The organism is Streptomyces sp. MB09-01, from assembly GCF_033794505.1.
Classification (GTDB): domain Bacteria; phylum Actinomycetota; class Actinomycetes; order Streptomycetales; family Streptomycetaceae; genus Streptomyces.
This window is the reverse complement of record NZ_JARAYQ010000042.1, coordinates 12653-29925: the sequence shown is the minus strand read 5'-3', so window position 1 is coordinate 29925 and position 17273 is coordinate 12653. Positions and strand designations below refer to the sequence as shown.

The following is a 17273-nucleotide window of genomic DNA, read 5'->3' as shown; positions in this document are numbered from 1 at the left end:
CCCTTATGTCTGACGCTGTGAACGGCCGTACCCCGCTGATGGCGGGCAACTGGAAGATGAACCTCAACCACCTCGAGGCCATCGCCCACGTCCAGAAGCTCGCCTTCGCGCTCGCCGACAAGGACTACGACGCCGTCGAGGTCGCGGTCCTGCCGCCCTTCGTCGACCTGCGCTCGGTCCAGACCCTGGTCGACGGCGACAAGCTGAAGATCAAGTACGGCGCCCAGGACCTCTCCGCGCAGGACTCCGGCGCCTACACCGGTGAGATCTCCGGCTCCATGCTGGCGAAGCTGAAGTGCACGTACGTGGCCGTCGGCCACAGCGAGCGCCGCCAGTACCACGGCGAGACGGACGAGATCTGCAACGCCAAGGTCAAGGCCGCCTACCGGCACGGGATCACCCCGATCCTGTGCGTCGGCGAGGGTCTGGACGTCCGCAAGGCCGGCCAGCAGGTCCCGTACACGCTGAGCCAGCTCGACGGCGGCCTCAAGGACGTCCCGGCCGAGCAGGTCGAGTCCATCGTGATCGCCTACGAGCCCGTCTGGGCCATCGGCACCGGCGAGGTCGCCACCCCCGACGACGCGCAGGAGGTCTGCGGGGCGATCCGCACCCGCCTCGCGGAGCTGTACTCGCAGGAGCTGGCCGACAAGGTCCGCATCCAGTACGGCGGCTCCGTGAAGTCCGGGAACATCGCGGCGATCATGGCCCAGCCCGACGTCGACGGCGCCCTGATCGGCGGCGCGGCGCTGGACGCGGAGGAGTTCGTCAAGATCGTCCGCTTCCGCGACCAGTGAGTATGCGGTAGGGCCGATCCGTCGTACCCTTGCGGGGGCCGGGGGCTGAGCCATCAGCCCCCGGCCCCCGCGCACATCCCGCAAAGCCGGAAAGCCTGAAAAAGCCAGAAAGTAGGAATCAGCCGTGATTATGGGGTTCTCGATCGCCCTGATCGTCTTCAGCGCCCTGCTGATGCTGCTCGTGCTGATGCACAAGGGCAAGGGCGGCGGCCTCTCCGACATGTTCGGCGGCGGAATGCAGTCGTCGGTCGGCGGTTCCTCCGTCGCGGAGCGCAACCTGGACCGCATCACCGTCGTCGTGGGTCTGCTGTGGTTCGCGTGCATCGTCGCGCTCGGTCTGCTGATGAAGTCGAGCAGCTGACCGTTCTGGCCATTCCGGCAGTCCTGTCGGTGGTGCCCGGCCTATCATGAGGTCCGGCGTTCACAGCGCGGAATCAGTAACTCCGCTCACTGGACGTGCGTTGGGCCTTACGTAGACTTGGGCGCTCCGCGGCGGAAATTCCACTCACACTCCGCGGCACCATCACGCAGGGAGTTACGACCGTGGCAAGTGGCAACGCGATCCGTGGTAGCCGGGTCGGAGCGGGGCCGATGGGTGAGGCAGAGCGCGGCGAGTCCGCGCCCCGCCTGCGCATCTCCTTCTGGTGCTCGAACGGGCACGAGACGCAGCCGAGCTTCGCCAGCGATGCACAGGTGCCGGACACTTGGGACTGCCCGCGCTGCGGGTTCCCGGCCGGCCAGGACCGGGACAACCCGCCCGCGCCGCCGCGCACCGAACCGTACAAGACGCACCTGGCGTACGTACGGGAACGGCGCTCGGACGCCGACGGCGAGGCGATCCTCGCCGAGGCGCTCGCCAAACTCCGCGGCGAGATCTGACACCGCCCCAAGTGTGTGACGTGAGGCCCGGCTCCGCAGGAATCATCTCCTGCGGGGCCGGGCCTCTTTGTGTGCGTTGAGCCGCTTCTGATCCCTTAAGTTGGAGAACGGCGGGGCACGACAGGACGGAAGAAACGGGTTGATGTCCGAGATGAACGCAGGCAGCGGTACGAAGGTCAACCGGACGCCCGAGTGGCTTGCACTGGGCAAGCACCGGGAGGAATTCGGGCAGACGCATCTGCGGGAGCTGTTCGAGGAGAATCCCGGCCGCGGCGCCGGCTACACCCTGCGGGTCGGGGACCTGTACATCGACTACTCGAAGCACCTCGTCACCGACGAGACGCTCGCGCTGCTCCGCGAGCTGGCCGCGGCCACGGGCGTGGCCGAGCTGCGCGAGGCGATGTTCCGCGGCGACAAGATCAACACGACCGAGGACCGGGCGGTGCTGCACACCGCCCTGCGCGCGCCGAGGGACGTCGTCGTCGAGGTGGACGGCGAGGACGTGGTCCCCGGCGTGCACGCCGTCCTGGACAAGATGGCCGCCTTCGCCGACCAGGTCAGGTCGGGGGAGTGGACCGGCTTCACCGGCAAGCGCATCAAGAACGTCGTCAACATCGGCATCGGCGGCTCCGACCTCGGTCCGGCCATGGCGTACGACGCCCTGCGCGCCTTCGCCGACCGCGGCCTGACCGTGCGCTTCGTGTCCAACGTCGACGGCGCGGACCTCCACGAGGCCGTGCGGGACCTGGACCCGGCCGAGACGCTGTTCATCATCGCCTCCAAGACCTTCACCACCATCGAGACCATCACCAACGCCACCTCGGCGCGCGGCTGGCTGCTGGCGGGCCTCGGCGGCGACCAGAAGGCCGTGGCACGGCACTTCGTCGCTCTGTCGACCAACGCCGAGAAGGTCACCGACTTCGGCATCGATCCGGCCAACATGTTCGAGTTCTGGGACTGGGTCGGCGGCCGCTACTCCTTCGACTCGGCCATCGGCCTCTCCCTGATGATCGCGATCGGCCCGGGCGCCTTCCGTGACATGCTGGCCGGTTTCCGTCTGATGGACCAGCACTTCCGCACGGCACCGGCGGAGGAGAACGCCCCGCTCCTGATGGGCCTGTTGGGGATCTGGTACGGCGCCTTCTTCGACGCGCAGTCGCACGCGGTGCTCCCGTACAGCCACTACCTCTCGCGCTTCACCGCGTACTTGCAGCAGCTGGACATGGAGTCCAACGGCAAGTCCGTGGACCGCGACGGCAATCCGGTCGAGTGGCAGACCGGCCCGGTGGTCTGGGGCACGCCCGGCACCAACGGGCAGCACGCCTACTACCAGCTGATCCACCAGGGGACGAAGGTGATCCCCGCGGACTTCATCGGCTTCGCGAAGCCGGTGGCCGAGCTGGAGGCGGCCCCGGCGGCCCAGCACGACCTGCTCATGGCCAACTTCTTCGCGCAGACCCAGGCGCTGGCCTTCGGCAAGACGGCCGACGAGGTGCGCGCCGAGGGGGCGCCGGAGTCGCTGGTCCCGCACAAGACCTTCCACGGCAACCACCCGACGACCACGATCCTGGCGACCGAGCTCACCCCGGGGGTGCTGGGCCAGCTGATCGCGCTGTACGAGCACAAGGTGTTCGTCCAGGGCGCGGTGTGGGACATCGACTCCTTCGACCAGTGGGGCGTCGAGCTCGGCAAGGTGCTCGCCAAGCGCGTCGAGCCCGCCCTGACCGAGGGCGCGGACGTGCCGGGCCTGGACGCCTCGACGAAGGCGCTGGTGGCCACGTACCGGAAGCTGCGCGGCCGGAGCTGACGGCCGACGACGGAGGGCCCGCTCTCCTCGGGAGAGCGGGCCCTTCGCGTCGTACCGGTCAGGAGGCCGGGGGGTACATCCCGGTCGGGAGCTTGGCCGCCGCCGCCCGGTCCAGCAGCCACAGGGTGCGGGAGCGGCCGTAGGCGGCCGCGGCCGGGGCCTGGACCCCGCCCGCGCCGCCGAGCGCGATGGACACCGCACCGGCCTTGTCCTCGCCCGCCGCCAGCAGCCAGACCTCACGGGCCGCCCGGATCGCCGGGAGCGTCAGCGAGATCCGGGTGGGCGGGGGCTTCGGGGCGCCGTGGACGCCGACCACCGTCCGCTCGCTCTCGCGGGCCGCCGGGTGCTCCGGGAAGAGCGAGGCCACGTGCGTGTCCGGGCCCACGCCCAGCATCAGCACGTCGAAGCGGGGGACCGGACCGTGGTCCTCGGGGCCGGCCGCCTTCGCCAGCTCGGCCGCGTAGGCGGCGGCGGCCGCGTCGACGTCGGCCCCGTACGGGCCGTCCGAGGCCGGCATCACGTGCACGCGGGCGGGGTCCACCGGGACCGAGTCCAGGAGGGCCTCGCGGGCCTGGGTGTGATTGCGCTCGGGGTCGTCGGCGGGGACGTACCGCTCGTCGCCCCACCAGAGGTCGAGCCGCGCCCAGTCGACGGCGTCGCGGGCGGGGGCGGTGGCCAGTGCCGCGAGGAGGCCGTTGCCGTTGCGTCCGCCGGTGAGGACCACGGACGCGGTGCCGCGGGCCGCCTGCGCATCCACGATCTTCGTGATGAGCCGGGCCGCGGTGGCCTGGGCCATCAGCTCCTTGTCCCGGTGGACGACGACCTGGGGAGTCGTCATACCCATGGTGTTGCCGCCTTTTGTGTAGTTCCGGGGTGCGGTGGTGCGGGTGCCGCTGCGCGGGGCCCTTCCCCCACCCCGCCCCTTCCCCATACCGGGCTCGGAGGAAGGGCGGGGTGGGGGAGAGCCCCGCAGGGCCCCGTTACTTGTTCGCGGCCTTCTTCGACGGCTTGGCGGCCGGCTTCGGGGGCTCCTGCTCGGCCTCCGCCCCGGGCTTCGCCGGGGCTTCGGGCTTCGCCTCCGCCTCGGGCTTGGCCGGGGCCGGCTGAGCCGACGGCTGGAGCCTGGTCACGCCGAACTTCAGCGCGGACTCGTACGTGTTGTCCGGGTCCAGCCGGCGCAGCTCCTCCGCCAGGAGCTCGGCCGTGTCGCGGCGCTTGAGCGCCACCGCACGGTCGGGCTGCCCCGGCATGCACAGCGTGGCCAGTGCCCCGTCCGCGCGGTCCAGGACGATGTCGCCGTCCTTGGTCGACAGGCGTACCGCCGTCAGGCCGGGGCCCGACGACAGCGTGCGCGTGACCGGGACCTTGAGCCGGTCCGCCAGCCACATGGCCAGCAGCTCGCAGCTCGGGTTCTCGTCCTCGCCCTCGACGATCGCCGAGGTGACCGACAGCTGCTGCTGGTCCAGCGCGGCAGCCAGCATCGAACGCCACGGGGTGATGCGGGTCCACGAAAGGTCCGTGTCCCCCGGGGCGTACGCCGCCCCCCGGGCGCTGAGTTCCCGGGTCGGGTCCTCGCAGGAGTACGTGTCCGAGATCCGGCGCTGGCCCAGCGTCCCCAGCGGATCGCCCGCCAGGTCCGCGGGCGCACCGTCCGGCCACCAGACGACCACCGGGGCGTCCGGCAGGAGCAGGGGGAGAACCACCGACTGGGCGTGGTCGACCAGTTCGCCGTGAAGGCGGAGCACGACCGTCTCACCGCTGCCGGAGTCCGCCCCGACGCGGATCTCCGCGTCGAGCCGGGCGTCGCGGCGGCTGCGGGGGGAGCGGCTGACCCGCTTGATGACGACGACGATCCGCGAGGGGTGTTCGTGGGACGCGTCGTTCGCCGACTTGAGCGCGTCGTACGCGTTCTCCTCGTCGGTCACGATCACCAGCGTGAGGACCATGCCGATGGCCGGCGTGCCGATGTCCCGGCGTGCCTGCACCATCGCGGCATTGATCTTGCTGGAGTTGGTCTCCGTGAGGTCGATCTTCATGGCCGGCGCCAGCTCCGTCCGTCTCGTGCGAGCATCTCGTCCGCCTCGACCGGCCCCCAGGTGCCCGACGGGTACTGCGCGGGCTTGCCGTGCTTGTCCCAGTACTCCTCGATCGGGTCGAGGATGTTCCAGGAGAGCTCGACTTCCTGGTGACGCGGGAAGAGGTTCGCGTCGCCGAGGAGCACGTCGAGGATGAGCCGCTCGTACGCCTCGGGGCTCGACTCCGTGAAGGACTCGCCGTAGGCGAAGTCCATCGTGACGTCCCGGACCTCCATCGAGGTGCCCGGAACCTTGGAACCGAAGCGGACCGTCACGCCCTCGTCCGGCTGGACCCGGATGACCAGCGCGTTCTGCCCCAGCTCCTCGGTCGCGCCCGACTCGAACGGCAGGTACGGGGCGCGCTTGAAGACCACGGCGATCTCGGTCACCCGGCGGCCCAGGCGCTTGCCGGTGCGCAGGTAGAAGGGGACGCCCGCCCAGCGGCGGTTGTTGATCTCCAGCCGGATGGCCGCGTAGGTGTCGGTCTTCGACTTGGGGTCGATGCCGTCCTCTTCGAGGTACCCGACGACCTTCTCGCCGCCCTGCCACGCCGCCGCGTACTGGCCGCGCACCGTGTGCTTGCCCAGGTCCTCGGGCAGCTGCACGGCGGTGAGCACCTTGAGCTTCTCCGCCACCAGCGCCTTGGGGTGGAAGGAGCCGGGCTCCTCCATCGCGGTGAGCGCGAGCAGCTGCAGCAGGTGGTTCTGGATGACGTCACGGGCCGCGCCGATGCCGTCGTAGTACCCGGCCCGGCCGCCGATGCCGATGTCCTCGGCCATGGTGATCTGCACGTGGTCGACGTACGACCGGTTCCAGATCGGCTCGAACATGGTGTTGGCGAAGCGGAGCGCCAGGATGTTCTGGACGGTCTCCTTGCCGAGGTAGTGGTCGATCCGGAAGACCTCGTCACGGGGGAAGACCTCGTGAACGACCTTGTTGAGCTCCTCGGCGCTCTTCAGGTCGTGGCCGAAGGGCTTCTCGATGACGGCGCGCCGCCAGGAGCCTTCCTTCTGCGCCAGGCCGTGGTCCTTGAGCTGCTGGACCACCTTGGGGAAGAACTTGGGCGGGACGGACAGGTAGAAGGCGAAGTTGCCGCCCGTGCCCTGCGCCTTGTCCAGCTCGTCGATCGTCGCCTTCAGGGTCTCGAAGGCGGCGTCGTCGTCGAAGTCGCCCTGCACGAATCGGCAGCCCTGCACCAGCTGCGCCCAGACCTCTTCCCGGAACGGGGTGCGCGAGTGCTCCTTGACGGCCTCGTACACCTCCTGGGCGAAGTCCTCGTGCTCCCACTCGCGGCGGGCGAACCCGATCAGCGAGAAGCCGGGCGGGAGCAGGCCGCGATTGGCCAGGTCGTAGACGGCAGGCATCAGCTTCTTGCGCGACAGGTCACCCGTAACGCCGAAAATGACCAGGCCGGACGGCCCCGCGATGCGCGGGAGCCGCCGGTCCTGTGCGTCACGAAGCGGGTTCGCTCCGTTCACAGACAAGGTGTTCAGGCCTCCGTGGGGGCAAGGCGCTCAAGCTCCGCCTCGGTCGACTTCAGCAGGTCGTTCCAGGACGCCTCGAACTTCTCGACGCCCTCGTCCTCGAGCAGCTGCACCACATCGTCGTACGAAATGCCCAGCTTCGCGACCGCGTCGAGCTCGGCGCGGGCCTGCTCGTAGGAGCCGCGCACGGTGTCGCCCGTGATCTGCCCGTGGTCGGCGGCGGCCTCCAGGGTGGCCTCCGGCATGGTGTTCACCGTGTTCGGGGCGACCAGGTCGTCCACGTAAAGGGTGTCCTTGTACGCCGGGTCCTTGACGCCCGTCGAGGCCCACAGCGGACGCTGCTTGTTGGCTCCGACGCGCTCCAGGGCGGCCCAGCGGTCCGAGGAGAACACCTCTTCGTACGCCTCGTAGGCCAGACGCGCGTTGGCGAGCGCCGCCTTGCCCTTGAGGGCCTTCGCCTCGTCGGTGCCCACGGCGTCCAGGCGCTTGTCGATCTCGCTGTCCACGCGGGACACGAAGAAGGAGGCGACCGAGTGGATCAGGGACAGGTCCAGGCCCGCGGCCTTGGCCTTCTCCAGGCCCGCCAGGTACGCGTCCATGACCTCGCGGTAGCGCTCCAGCGAGAAGATCAGCGTGACGTTGACGCTGATGCCCTTGCCGATGACCTCGGTGATCGCCGGCAGGCCGGCCTTGGTCGCCGGGATCTTGATGAGCGTGTTCGGGCGGTCCACCAGCCAGGCCAGCTGCTTGGCCTCGGCGACGGTCGCCGGCGTGTTGTGCGCCAGGCGCGGGTCGACCTCGATCGACACGCGGCCGTCCTGGCCGTCGGTGCGGTCGTAGACGGGGCGCAGGATGTCGGCGGCGTCGCGGACGTCCGCCGTGGTGATCATGCGCAGGGCCTCTTCGACGGTGACCTTGCGGGTCGCGAGGTCGGTGAGCTGCTGCTCGTAGCCCTCGCCGCCGCTGATCGCCTTCTGGAAGATCGCCGGGTTGGTGGTGACACCGACCACGTGCGACTGGTCGATGAGCTCGGCCAGGTTGCCGGACGTGATGCGCTTGCGGGACAGGTCGTCCAGCCAGATCGCCACGCCTTCGTCGGAGAGGCGCTTGAGTGCGTCTGTCATGGGATTACATCTCCTACTTGGTTCTGGACCGGCGTCAGCGCGCGGCGGCGGCGAGGGAGTCCTTGGCGGCGGCGGTCACGGCCTCGGCGGTGAAGCCGAACTCGCGGAACAGCACCTTCGCGTCGGCGGAGGCGCCGAAGTGCTCCAGCGACACGATGCGGCCGGCGTCGCCGACGTACCGGTGCCAGGTCAGGCCGATGCCGGCCTCGACCGCGACGCGGGCCTTCACCGAGGAGGGCAGGACGCTGTCCTTGTATTCCTGCGGCTGCTCCTCGAACCACTCGACGGACGGCATGGAGACCACCCGGGTCGGGACGCCCTCGGCCTGGAGCTGCTCGCGGGCCCCGACGGCGAGGTGGACCTCGGAGCCGGTGCCGATGAGCACGACCTGGGCGGGACCGCCCTCGGCTTCGAAGAGCACGTATCCGCCCTTGGCGGCGTCCTCGTTGCGCTCGTAGGTCGGCACGCCCTGGCGGGTGAGCGCCAGACCGTGCGGGGCGCCCTTGCCGAACACTTTGGTGTGGCGCTTGAGGATCTCGCGCCAGGCGATCGCGGTCTCGTTGGCGTCGGCCGGGCGGACGACGTTCAGGCCCGGGATGGCGCGCAGCGAGGCCAGGTGCTCGACCGGCTGGTGGGTCGGGCCGTCCTCGCCGAGACCGACGGAGTCGTGCGTCCACACGTAGGTCACCGGCAGGTGCATCAGGGACGACAGGCGCACGGCGTTGCGCATGTAGTCGGAGAACACCAGGAAGGTGCCGCCGTAGACACGGGTGTGGCCGTGCAGGGCGATGCCGTTCATGGCCGCGGCCATGGCGTGCTCGCGGATGCCGAAGTGGATGGTGCGGCCGTACGGGTCGGCCTCCGGCAGCGGGTTGTCCTTCGGCAGGAACGAGGAGTTCTTGTCGATGGTGGTGTTGTTGGAGCCGGCCAGGTCGGCCGAGCCGCCCCACAGCTCCGGGATGACCGCGCCGAGGGCCTGGAGCACCTTGCCGGAGGCGGCGCGGGTGGCGACGCCCTTGCCGGCCTCGAAGACGGGGAGCTCGTCCTCCCAGCCCGCGGGCAGCTCGTTGGCGTTGATGCGGTCGAACGAGGCGGCGCGCTCCGGGTTGGCGGTGCGCCAGGCGGAGAAGTCCTTCTCCCAGGCGGCCTTGGCCTCGCGGCCGCGGTCGAGGGCCTTGCGGGTGTGCGCGATGACCTCGTCGGAGACCTCGAAGGTCTGCTCCGGGTCGAAGCCGAGGACGCGCTTGGTGGCCGCGACCTCGTCGTCGCCGAGCGCGGAGCCGTGCGCCGCCTCGGTGTTCTGGGCATCCGGGGCGGGCCAGGCGATGATCGAGCGGGCCGCGATGAAGGACGGGCGCCCGGTCTCGGCCTTGGCGGCCTGGAGGGCGGCGAACAGCGCCTTCGGGTCGAGGTCGCCGTTCTCCTGCTGCGCGACGCGCTGGACGTGCCAGCCGTACGCCTCGTAGCGCTTGATGGTGTCCTCGGAGACGGCCGTCTCCGTGTCACCCTCGATGGAGATGTGGTTGTCGTCCCACAGCAGCACGAGGTTGCCGAGCTTCTGGTGGCCGGCCAGCGCGGACGCCTCGTGGGAGATGCCCTCCTGGAGGCAGCCGTCGCCCGCGATCGCGTAGACCATGTGGTCGAACGGGGAGGTGCCCGGGGCGGCCTCCGGGTCGAACAGGCCGCGCTCGTAGCGGGCGGCCATGGCCATGCCCACCGCGTTGGCGACGCCCTGGCCGAGGGGGCCGGTGGTGGTCTCCACGCCGGCCGTGTGGCCGTACTCCGGGTGGCCGGGGGTCTTCGAGCCCCAGGTGCGGAACGCCTTGAGGTCGTCCAGCTCGAGCCCGAACCCGCCGAGGTACAGCTGGGTGTAGAGCGTCAGGGACGAGTGCCCCGCGGAGAGCACGAAGCGGTCGCGGCCCACCCACTCGGGGTCCGCCGGGTCGTGCCGCATCACCTTCTGGAAGAGGGTGTACGCGGCGGGGGCCAGGCTCATCGCCGTACCGGGGTGGCCGTTTCCGACCTTCTGGACCGCGTCGGCGGCCAGGATGCGGGCGGTGTCGACGGCCCGCTGGTCCAGTTCGGTCCACTCGAGCTCTGTGGTGGTCGGCTTGGTGCTCACCGTGGGTCAGGGCTCCTCTCCACATGTATGAATCCCGGTGACGAACGGTGCACCGGCGCGATTCCGAGCCTACCCCCGCAACGGCGTGCAGCTATTCGAGTGCAGGCAGTCCGTCACCGCGCCGCCGACCCGTGTTCACCCGCGCACGGGGGCCCGGACCGCGGCGTCCCCCGTAGGTATGCACGGTCCGATCGGCCCAACACGAGGCGACCCCGGCGCCGGGCGACGTAAGTGCAACGTCTACAGTGGCGTGGTACGCGCAAGCCTTAACCGGGCCTTCATGTTGTGAATGGCCCGAGTCGGAGCTTGCTGGATTCTCTCTCAGGGGTGTGCGTGACGGCCGTCGAATCCCGTCCAGCGGCGGTGCTCGGGACGAGCCCCGGTCACCGGCCGTTCGGGACCCGCGTCATGGCTTTCGTGGCATTGACCAAGCCGCGGATCATCGAACTTCTGCTGATCACCACAGTGCCGGTGATGTTCCTCGCCGAACAGGGCGTGCCGTCACTGTGGCTGGTCCTCGTGACCTGCTTCGGCGGTTACTTGTCCGCGGGCGGCGCCAACGCGCTGAACATGTACATCGACCGCGACATCGACGCGCTGATGGACCGGACCTCGCAGCGCCCGCTGGTGACCGGGATGGTCAGCCCGCGGGAGTGCCTGGCCTTCGGCCTCACGCTCGCGGTGGTCTCCACCCTGTTCTTCGGCCTGCTCGTCAACTGGCTGTCGGCGGCCCTGTCGCTCGGGGCGCTCCTCTTCTACGTCGTGGTCTACACGATGCTGCTGAAGCGGCGCACCGCCCAGAACATCGTGTGGGGCGGCATCGCGGGCTGCATGCCGGTGCTCATCGGCTGGTCCGCGGTCACGAACGAGCTCTCCTGGGCAGCGGTCATCCTCTTCCTCGTCATCTTCTTCTGGACGCCGCCGCACTACTGGCCGCTGTCGATGAAGGTGAAGGACGACTACGCGCGCGCCGGCGTGCCGATGCTCCCCGTCGTGGCGGGCAACAAGGCCGTGGCGCGCCAGATCGTCCTCTACAGCTGGGTGATGGTGGCGGTCTCGCTGCTGCTGACCCCGCTGGGCTACACCGGCTGGTTCTACACCGCGGTCGCGCTGGCGGCGGGCGGCTGGTGGCTGTGGGAGGCGCACGCGCTGCACGCACGGGCCAAGGCCGGCGTGACGGGCGTGAAGCTCAAGGAGATGCGCCTGTTCCACTGGTCGATCACCTACGTGTCGCTGCTGTTCGTGGCAGTGGCCGTGGATCCCTTCCTCCGCTGATTACTCGCCGGTAGCATGCCCTCCATGGGAGACACCGCAGACACCGCAGGCGCAGCGGACACCGCAGGCGCCGCGGACAAGAAGCAGGACCGTACGGCGGCGAAGCTCGCCAAGCAGATCGGCGCCTTCGCCAAGCAGCACGGCGGCGCCGAGGGCCAGCTCGCCCACATGGGCCAGGCCGGCACCCGGATCGTGCTCGTGGGTTCGGACGGCGGCTGGGGCGACCTGGTGGCGCCGACCTTCGCGGTGGCGCAGCTGGCCGCCGAAAAGGCCGGGCTGACCCTCCACGAGGAGTTCGACGGGGAGTTCGCGGCGCGCGTGCGCACCGGCCCCTACGAGTGGACACGGATGGCCGGCATCCAGCTCGGCGGACGCGAGAACTAGGTTCTCGGTCAACAGCGCGAGCAACACCTCACACCCCGCTCACCCGTTAGGACGTGTGGAAGCCCCTTCCTCACGTCCGCAACGGGATGCCCGGATGATCGAAACGCCGCCCCTGGTGGACCAGTACTGCCAGGGAGTACTCCGTACGGAGCTGGGCCTGGGCACCTTCGAGGCCCAGCTGGTCCGCTCGGCCGCCCCGCCCGCCGCGGGCACCACCTTCTTCGACACCCAGACCGGTTTCGCGGTGCGCCGCTGGTGCCCGCCGCTGCTGGGGCTGGAGCCGCACGCCGCCCCCGCCCGCTATCTGGCCCGGCGGCGCGAGCTGGGCGCGGCCGAGTCCGCGCGGCGGCTGCTCAGGGGATCCGGGGTCGCCGCCTTCCTCGTCGACACCGGGGCGGCCGGGGACCTCACCGGGCCCAAGGAGCTGGCGCTCTCCGGGGACGCCGAGGCCTTCGAATCGGTCCGGCTGGAGTTGCTGGCCGAGCAGGTCGCCGACACCTCCGGCACGGTGTCCGCCTTCCTCGCCAATCTCGCCGAAGCCGTCCACCACGCCGCCGCCGGGGCCGCCGCCTTCACCTGCGCGGCCGCCTTCGACGGTGCGGGCACCCCGGCCCTCGCACCCGTTCCGCCCGGTCCGGGCGAGGTGCGCGGGGCGGCCGGCCGGTGGCTGGCCGGACGGGCCAGGGGCGGGGCCGTACGGGACCCCGTACTCCTGCGGCACCTGTTGTGGAGCGCGGTGTCGTCCGGGCTGCCGCTCCAGCTGCACACGGGCGCGGGCGATCCGGAGCCGCTGACGGAGTTCGTAGAGGCCACCGCGGGCCTGGGCGCGCGGCTGGTGCTGCTCGGCGGACCTACGCACCACCACCGGCACGCGGCGCGGCTCGCGGCGGCCTTCCCGCACGTCTACGCCGACACCGGACCGGCCCTCGGGCGGACCGGGTCGGGGGCCGCAGCGGTCCTGGCCGAGCTGCTCGAGCTCGCGCCGTTCGGGAAACTGCTGTTCTCCAGCGGCGGGCGGCGGCTGCCGGAACTGCACGCGGTGGGCGCCCTGGCGTTCCGGGAGGCGCTGGGCCGGGTGCTGGGCGGCTGGGTCGCGGAGGGGTCCTGGTCCTGGCGGGACGCGGAGCGCGTGGCCGCCATGGTCGCGGCGGGCAACGCCCGCCGCGTCTACCGACTGGACGGTCCCTAGCCCAGGAGGCCCTCAGCCCAGGCGCTCTTCAGCCCGTGCCTCTCAGCTCGCGTGCCGCCCGGCTCGTGCGGCCCTTCGGTCCACGCGCCTCCGGCCCGCGTCCCCCGAGCCCGCACGGCTCAGACGGCGGAGAGCTGCGGGTCGCCCTGGGCCGGGATCCCCGCCTGTTCGGACGGCCGCTCGCGCAGGCTCAGCGCGACCCGGAGCACGGCGATCCACACCAGGCAGGAGCCCAGCATGTGCGCGGCCACGAGGACCTCGGGCAGGTCGGTGAAGAACTGCACGTAGCCGATGCCGCCCTGGGCGAGCAGCACGATCAGCAGGTCGCGGGCGCGCGCCCGGGTGTCGACGGGGGCGTCGACCACGCGCAGCACCAGCCACATCGCGACGGCCAGCGCGCACACCAGCCAGGCGGCGACGGCGTGCACGTGGGCGGTGGACGTCCAGTCGAACGGCATCCGCCTGATCTCGCTGCTGTCGCCCGCGTGCGGTCCGGAACCGGTGACCACCGTGCCCGCCGCGATCAGCACGAGGGTGGTGGCGATCAGCGCCCACGACAGCTTGCGCACCGGGCCCGGTACGCGCGGGCGGGGGGCGGTGTCGCCCTCGCCGGTGCGCTGCCAGGTGACCGTCGTCACCGTGATGAGCGCGGTGGCGAGCAGGAAGTGCCCTGCCACGCTGTACGGGTTGAGGCCCGTCATGACGGTGATGCCGCCGAGCACGGCGTTGGCCATCACGACCACGAACTGGACCCAGCCGAGCTTCGTCAGCGAGTGGCGCCAGGGCTTGGCCGAGCGCGCAGCGAGGATGATCCAGCCGACGGCCGCGCTGAGGACGTACGTCAGCATCCGGTTGCCGAACTCGATGGCGCCGTGGAAGCCCTGGGCCTGCGTCGCGATCAGGCTGTCGTCGGTGCACTTGGGCCAGGTGTCGCAGCCGAGACCGGATCCGGTCAGCCGCACCGCGCCGCCGGTGACGACGATGACCACGCTCATGACGAGGGCGGCGAGTGCCGCGCGCCGGACGATCCGGGGTGACGGAGTCCAGCGGTCGGCGATGTAAGCGAAGGGGTTCAACACGGCACCTATCGTAGGCGGCGCCTTGTGCAAAGTTTCACGAGGGGGTGCCGGCGGGTGCGTCGGGGCCCGCGACCAGCCGGAACTTCGCCCCGGCCGGGTCGCCCTCCTCGTGCCACCACACGTGGATGCGCCAAGGGACGCCGTCGCCCGGGTAGTCCGCGGATCCCGGGAATCCCCGTATCAATTCGCCCGCTACGTCCTCGGCCGTCCGGTTCCTCACTTCCGCAGCGCTGTGCCATGGATGAGGGAGTACGTTCCACAGGCCGTCAGGACCGCGCACCTCCACGCGCCACACCGCGAGCCAGGGCGTGACCTCCAGCATCGTCCGCACCTGTTCGGGGTCGAGGCGCAGCCGGGCCGCGACCTCGGACTCCTCCACCCCCTGGATACGGGCGGCCACCACGGCCTGCGGCAGCAGCCGTTCGGGCATCAGCCCCCGCGCGCGCAGGCCGACCAGGGACTCGAAGGCCAGGAAGCGCAGCCGCAGTTCCAGCTGGCGGCCGATGTGGTCGAGGGCCTCCTCGGCCTCCTCCGACTCCTCGGCGCCGGGATCCGCGAGCAGCAGCTGCCGGAAGTCGGACTCCGCGTCCACGGCCCAGGCCACCGCGTCCTCGGCGAAGCCCAGCTCGGCGAGGCGGTCGCCGAGGAACACCTTGGCCTGGGCGAGGCCCCGCCGGTTGACCGGATCGTGCTGGTCCAGGCCCGCCCACACCTCCACCGCGGTCCGGGTCAGGTCACGGGCGCGCTCACCGGCCGCCCGCTCCATGGCGCTCGGGCCCTCGCCGGCGGCCGGGCCCAGCGGGTGCTTCGGCAGCCGGGCCCCGTCGCTCAGCGGCCAGGCCAGCCACACCCCGTGGTTGATCAGCCCCCGGGCGTACCAGCGGGCGAACTCGGCGGAGTGCCGGGCCGCGCGCTCGGAGCTGCGCAGCGCCTCCTCGATCGTGGCCAGCGCACCCGCCCGGTCCCCCGTGGCGAACCGCAGGGCGGCCCGGTCGGCGAGGCGAAGCCCGAGCAGCGCGGTGCACTGCGGGTCGTCCGGGAGGGCGCGCAGGGCGCCGATGAGCGCGTCGAGGAGCCGCTCGCGCTCCTCCGGTCCCGCGTGCGCCGCCCCCGACCGCACCTGTGCCCACTGCTCGTCCAGCCGAAGTACGGCCTCCCGCTGCACCATGTCCGCCCCCCGGCTTCATGTGTGGAGGCGCCCATCCTCGCGGCAATCTCAGCGGGAGGGGAAGGGTTTCATTCCCAGCGGAAGAGCCGCGCGGCGGCGCCCAGACCGACTACGGCCCAGCCGGCGAGCACGGCCGCGTCGCCCCACGGCAGCGCGGCACCGTGCTGGAGCACCTCGCGCAGGCCGTCGGAGAGGGCCGAGATGGGAAGCAGCCCGAGGACGGACTGCGCCGCCTCGGGGAACTTCTCCAGGGGCACGATCACCCCGCCGCCGACCAGCAGCAGCAGGAAGACCAGATTGGCGGCGGCCAGGGTCATCTCGGCCTTGAGCGTTCCCGCCATCAGCAGCCCCAGCCCGGAGAAGGCGGCGGTGCCCAGCAGGATCAGGGCGGCGACCGACAGCGGGTTCCCGTGCGGGGACCAGCCCAGGGCGAGGGCGATCACCGTCAGCAGGGCGACCTGCAGCACCTCGGTGACCAGCACCGACAGGGTCTTGGCGGCCATGAGGGCCCAGCGCGGCAGCGGAGAGGCCCCGAGCCGCTTGAGGATCCCGTAGCGGCGGTCGAAGCCGGTGGCGATGGCCTGGCCCGTGAAGGCGGTGGACATCACGGCGAGCGCCAGGATGCCGGGGGCGAGGAAGTCCACGGACTTCCCGGAGCCCCCCTCCTCGACGGGCACGGTGATGATGTCGACGGCGGAGAAGAGGGTGAGCAGCAGCGCCGGGATGATCACGGTCAGCAGGAGCTGCTCCCCGTTGCGCAGCAGCATTCGGGTCTCCAGGGCCGTCTGCGCGAGGATCATGCGGGACACGGGCGCGGCCCCCGGATTGGGGGTGAACGTACCGGCGCTCATGCGCGCAGCTCCTTACCGGTCAGTTCCAGGAACACGTCTTCGAGGGTGTGCCGCTCCACCGTGAGGCTGTCCGGCATCACGCCGTGCTGCGCGCACCAGGAGGCGACGGTGGCCAGCAGCTGCGGGTGGACGTCGCCGGTGACCCGGTAGGTGCCCGGGACCAGCTCGGCGGCCTGGGTGCCGTCGGGCAGCGCCTTCAGCAGCGAGGCGAGGTCGAGGGAGGGGCGGCCTGTGAAGCGCAGGGTGTTCTCGGCGCCGCCCCGGCAGAGCTGCTCGGGGCTGCCGTGGGCGATGACCCGGCCCGCGTCCACGATGGCGACCTCGTCCGAGAGCTGCTCGGCCTCGTCCATGTGGTGGGTGGTGAGGACGACGGTGACCCCGTCGGTGCGCAGCTCCCGTACGAGGTCCCAGGTCGCGCGGCGGGCCTGCGGGTCCAGGCCGGCGGTGGGCTCGTCCAGGAAGACCAGTTCGGGGCGGCCCACGACGGCCATGGCCAGGGCCAGGCGCTGCTGCTGGCCGCCGGAGAGCCGGCGGTAGGCGGTGCGGCCGCAGCCGCCGAGTCCGAGGCGTTCCACCAGGGTGTCGACGTCGAGCGGGTCGGCGTACAGCTTGGCCATGTGGCGCAGCATCTCGACCGCGCGGGCTCCGGAGTAGACGCCCCCGGACTGGAGCATCACGCCGATCCGCGGGCGCAGCTCCCCGGCCTGGGCGACCGGGTCGAGGCCGAGGACGCGGACGGTGCCGGCGTCGGGGCGGTGGTAGCCCTCGCAGGTCTCCACCGTGGTCGTCTTGCCCGCGCCGTTGGGTCCGAGGACCGCTGTGACGGAGGCCGTACGGACGGTGAGGTCCAGGCCGTCCACCGCTTTCTTGGTGCCGTACCGCTTCACCAGTCCGCGGATCTCCACGGCGGGGTCGTTGCTCATGAAGGGTGAGTCTACGGAGCCGGGGGAGGGTGCACGGGCCCCGGGGTCGAGGGGCCGGGGACCCCGGGTGGAGGGGGTGCGGGCCGTCCGTTCGTGACCACGGCGTAGTGGGTGAAAGT

General features: G+C 71.3%; 16 protein-coding genes. 7 read left to right on the top strand and 9 right to left on the bottom strand.

The genetic code is table 11. The features are described 5' to 3' along the window. The first annotated feature begins 17 nt into the window (after nucleotides 1-17). The 4 genes from tpiA to pgi all read left to right on the top strand — a co-directional run bounded on the left by tpiA (nucleotide 18) and on the right by pgi (nucleotide 3480). Entirely contained in the window at nucleotides 18-794 is a 777-nt protein-coding gene (gene tpiA / locus PV721_RS12125; protein WP_319723230.1) for a triose-phosphate isomerase, read from the top strand. A 130-nt stretch (nucleotides 795-924) separates the two neighbouring features. Next, on the top strand, nucleotides 925-1155 hold the full coding sequence (gene secG / locus PV721_RS12120) for a preprotein translocase subunit SecG (RefSeq protein WP_030388924.1): 231 nt from the start codon (nucleotides 925-927) through the stop codon (nucleotides 1153-1155). 182 nt (nucleotides 1156-1337) lie between these two features. Next, on the top strand, nucleotides 1338-1673 hold the full coding sequence (locus tag PV721_RS12115; protein WP_010352468.1) for an RNA polymerase-binding protein RbpA: 336 nt from the start codon (nucleotides 1338-1340) through the stop codon (nucleotides 1671-1673). 151 nt (nucleotides 1674-1824) lie between these two features. Then, on the top strand, nucleotides 1825-3480 hold the full coding sequence (pgi, locus tag PV721_RS12110) for a glucose-6-phosphate isomerase (protein ID WP_319723227.1): 1656 nt from the start codon (nucleotides 1825-1827) through the stop codon (nucleotides 3478-3480). 58 nt (nucleotides 3481-3538) lie between these two features. Here pgi and pgl read toward each other — a convergent pair whose 3' ends face one another. The 5 genes from pgl to tkt form a co-directional block, all read right to left on the bottom strand. Beyond that, the gene (pgl, locus tag PV721_RS12105; RefSeq protein WP_319723198.1) at nucleotides 3539-4318 is read right to left on the bottom strand and encodes a 6-phosphogluconolactonase; all 780 of its coding nucleotides are present in this window, start codon (nucleotides 4316-4318) and stop codon (nucleotides 3539-3541) included. A 142-nt stretch (nucleotides 4319-4460) separates the two neighbouring features. Further along, nucleotides 4461-5516 (bottom strand): glucose-6-phosphate dehydrogenase assembly protein OpcA, encoded by a 1056-nt coding sequence (gene opcA / locus PV721_RS12100; protein WP_319723197.1) that lies wholly within the window; start codon nucleotides 5514-5516, stop codon nucleotides 4461-4463. Next, nucleotides 5513-7039, bottom strand: a complete 1527-nt coding sequence (zwf, locus tag PV721_RS12095; protein WP_416371079.1) for a glucose-6-phosphate dehydrogenase — start codon at nucleotides 7037-7039, stop codon at nucleotides 5513-5515. Before zwf ends, opcA begins: the two co-directional genes overlap by 4 nt. A gap of 5 nt (nucleotides 7040-7044) precedes the next feature. After that, the gene (gene tal, locus PV721_RS12090) at nucleotides 7045-8163 is read right to left on the bottom strand and encodes a transaldolase (RefSeq protein WP_319723196.1); all 1119 of its coding nucleotides are present in this window, start codon (nucleotides 8161-8163) and stop codon (nucleotides 7045-7047) included. A gap of 34 nt (nucleotides 8164-8197) precedes the next feature. After that, nucleotides 8198-10285, bottom strand: a complete 2088-nt coding sequence (tkt, locus tag PV721_RS12085) for a transketolase (protein ID WP_319723195.1) — start codon at nucleotides 10283-10285, stop codon at nucleotides 8198-8200. Nucleotides 10286-10612: 327 nt separating this feature from the next. Here tkt and PV721_RS12080 point away from each other — a divergent pair, with 327 nt between their 5' ends. The 3 genes from PV721_RS12080 to PV721_RS12070 all read left to right on the top strand — a co-directional run bounded on the left by PV721_RS12080 (nucleotide 10613) and on the right by PV721_RS12070 (nucleotide 13133). Beyond that, complete coding sequence (locus PV721_RS12080; protein ID WP_319723223.1) at nucleotides 10613-11560, top strand: heme o synthase; 948 nt, start codon at nucleotides 10613-10615, stop codon at nucleotides 11558-11560. Nucleotides 11561-11575: 15 nt separating this feature from the next. Further along, nucleotides 11576-11944, top strand: a complete 369-nt coding sequence (locus PV721_RS12075) for a hypothetical protein (protein ID WP_416371078.1) — start codon at nucleotides 11576-11578, stop codon at nucleotides 11942-11944. Between the two features lie 94 nt (nucleotides 11945-12038). After that, on the top strand, nucleotides 12039-13133 hold the full coding sequence (locus PV721_RS12070) for an amidohydrolase family protein (protein ID WP_319723193.1): 1095 nt from the start codon (nucleotides 12039-12041) through the stop codon (nucleotides 13131-13133). 119 nt (nucleotides 13134-13252) lie between these two features. On the opposite strand, the gene PV721_RS12065 is transcribed toward PV721_RS12070, so the two are convergent. The 4 genes from PV721_RS12065 to PV721_RS12050 form a co-directional block, all read right to left on the bottom strand. Beyond that, on the bottom strand, nucleotides 13253-14242 hold the full coding sequence (locus tag PV721_RS12065; protein ID WP_319723191.1) for a COX15/CtaA family protein: 990 nt from the start codon (nucleotides 14240-14242) through the stop codon (nucleotides 13253-13255). A 4-nt stretch (nucleotides 14243-14246) separates the two neighbouring features. Continuing rightward, complete coding sequence (locus tag PV721_RS12060; RefSeq protein WP_319723189.1) at nucleotides 14247-15380, bottom strand: hypothetical protein; 1134 nt, start codon at nucleotides 15378-15380, stop codon at nucleotides 14247-14249. A 68-nt stretch (nucleotides 15381-15448) separates the two neighbouring features. Next, on the bottom strand, nucleotides 15449-16231 hold the full coding sequence (locus tag PV721_RS12055) for an ABC transporter permease (RefSeq protein WP_319723187.1): 783 nt from the start codon (nucleotides 16229-16231) through the stop codon (nucleotides 15449-15451). Continuing rightward, the gene (locus PV721_RS12050; RefSeq protein WP_319723185.1) at nucleotides 16228-17154 is read right to left on the bottom strand and encodes an ABC transporter ATP-binding protein; all 927 of its coding nucleotides are present in this window, start codon (nucleotides 17152-17154) and stop codon (nucleotides 16228-16230) included. The genes PV721_RS12055 and PV721_RS12050 overlap by 4 nt, the downstream gene beginning before the upstream one ends. Nucleotides 17155-17273: the final 119 nt, after the last annotated feature.

What these genes read in the sequence shown, in the direction of transcription:
- secG (WP_030388924.1), top strand. Translation starts at nt 925, where the DNA reads ATGGGGTTCTCGATCGCCCTGATCGTCTTCAGCGCCCTGCTGATGCTG.
- pgi (WP_319723227.1), top strand. Translation starts at nt 1,825, where the DNA reads ATGAACGCAGGCAGCGGTACGAAGGTCAACCGGACGCCCGAGTGGCTT.
- pgl (WP_319723198.1), bottom strand. Translation starts at nt 4,318, where the DNA reads ATGACGACTCCCCAGGTCGTCGTCCACCGGGACAAGGAGCTGATGGCC.
- opcA (WP_319723197.1), bottom strand. Translation starts at nt 5,516, where the DNA reads ATGAAGATCGACCTCACGGAGACCAACTCCAGCAAGATCAATGCCGCG.
- tal (WP_319723196.1), bottom strand. Translation starts at nt 8,163, where the DNA reads ATGACAGACGCACTCAAGCGCCTCTCCGACGAAGGCGTGGCGATCTGG.
- PV721_RS12075 (WP_416371078.1), top strand. Translation starts at nt 11,576, where the DNA reads ATGCCCTCCATGGGAGACACCGCAGACACCGCAGGCGCAGCGGACACC.
- PV721_RS12070 (WP_319723193.1), top strand. Translation starts at nt 12,039, where the DNA reads ATGATCGAAACGCCGCCCCTGGTGGACCAGTACTGCCAGGGAGTACTC.
- PV721_RS12060 (WP_319723189.1), bottom strand. Translation starts at nt 15,380, where the DNA reads ATGGTGCAGCGGGAGGCCGTACTTCGGCTGGACGAGCAGTGGGCACAG.
- PV721_RS12055 (WP_319723187.1), bottom strand. Translation starts at nt 16,231, where the DNA reads ATGAGCGCCGGTACGTTCACCCCCAATCCGGGGGCCGCGCCCGTGTCC.
- PV721_RS12050 (WP_319723185.1), bottom strand. Translation starts at nt 17,154, where the DNA reads ATGAGCAACGACCCCGCCGTGGAGATCCGCGGACTGGTGAAGCGGTAC.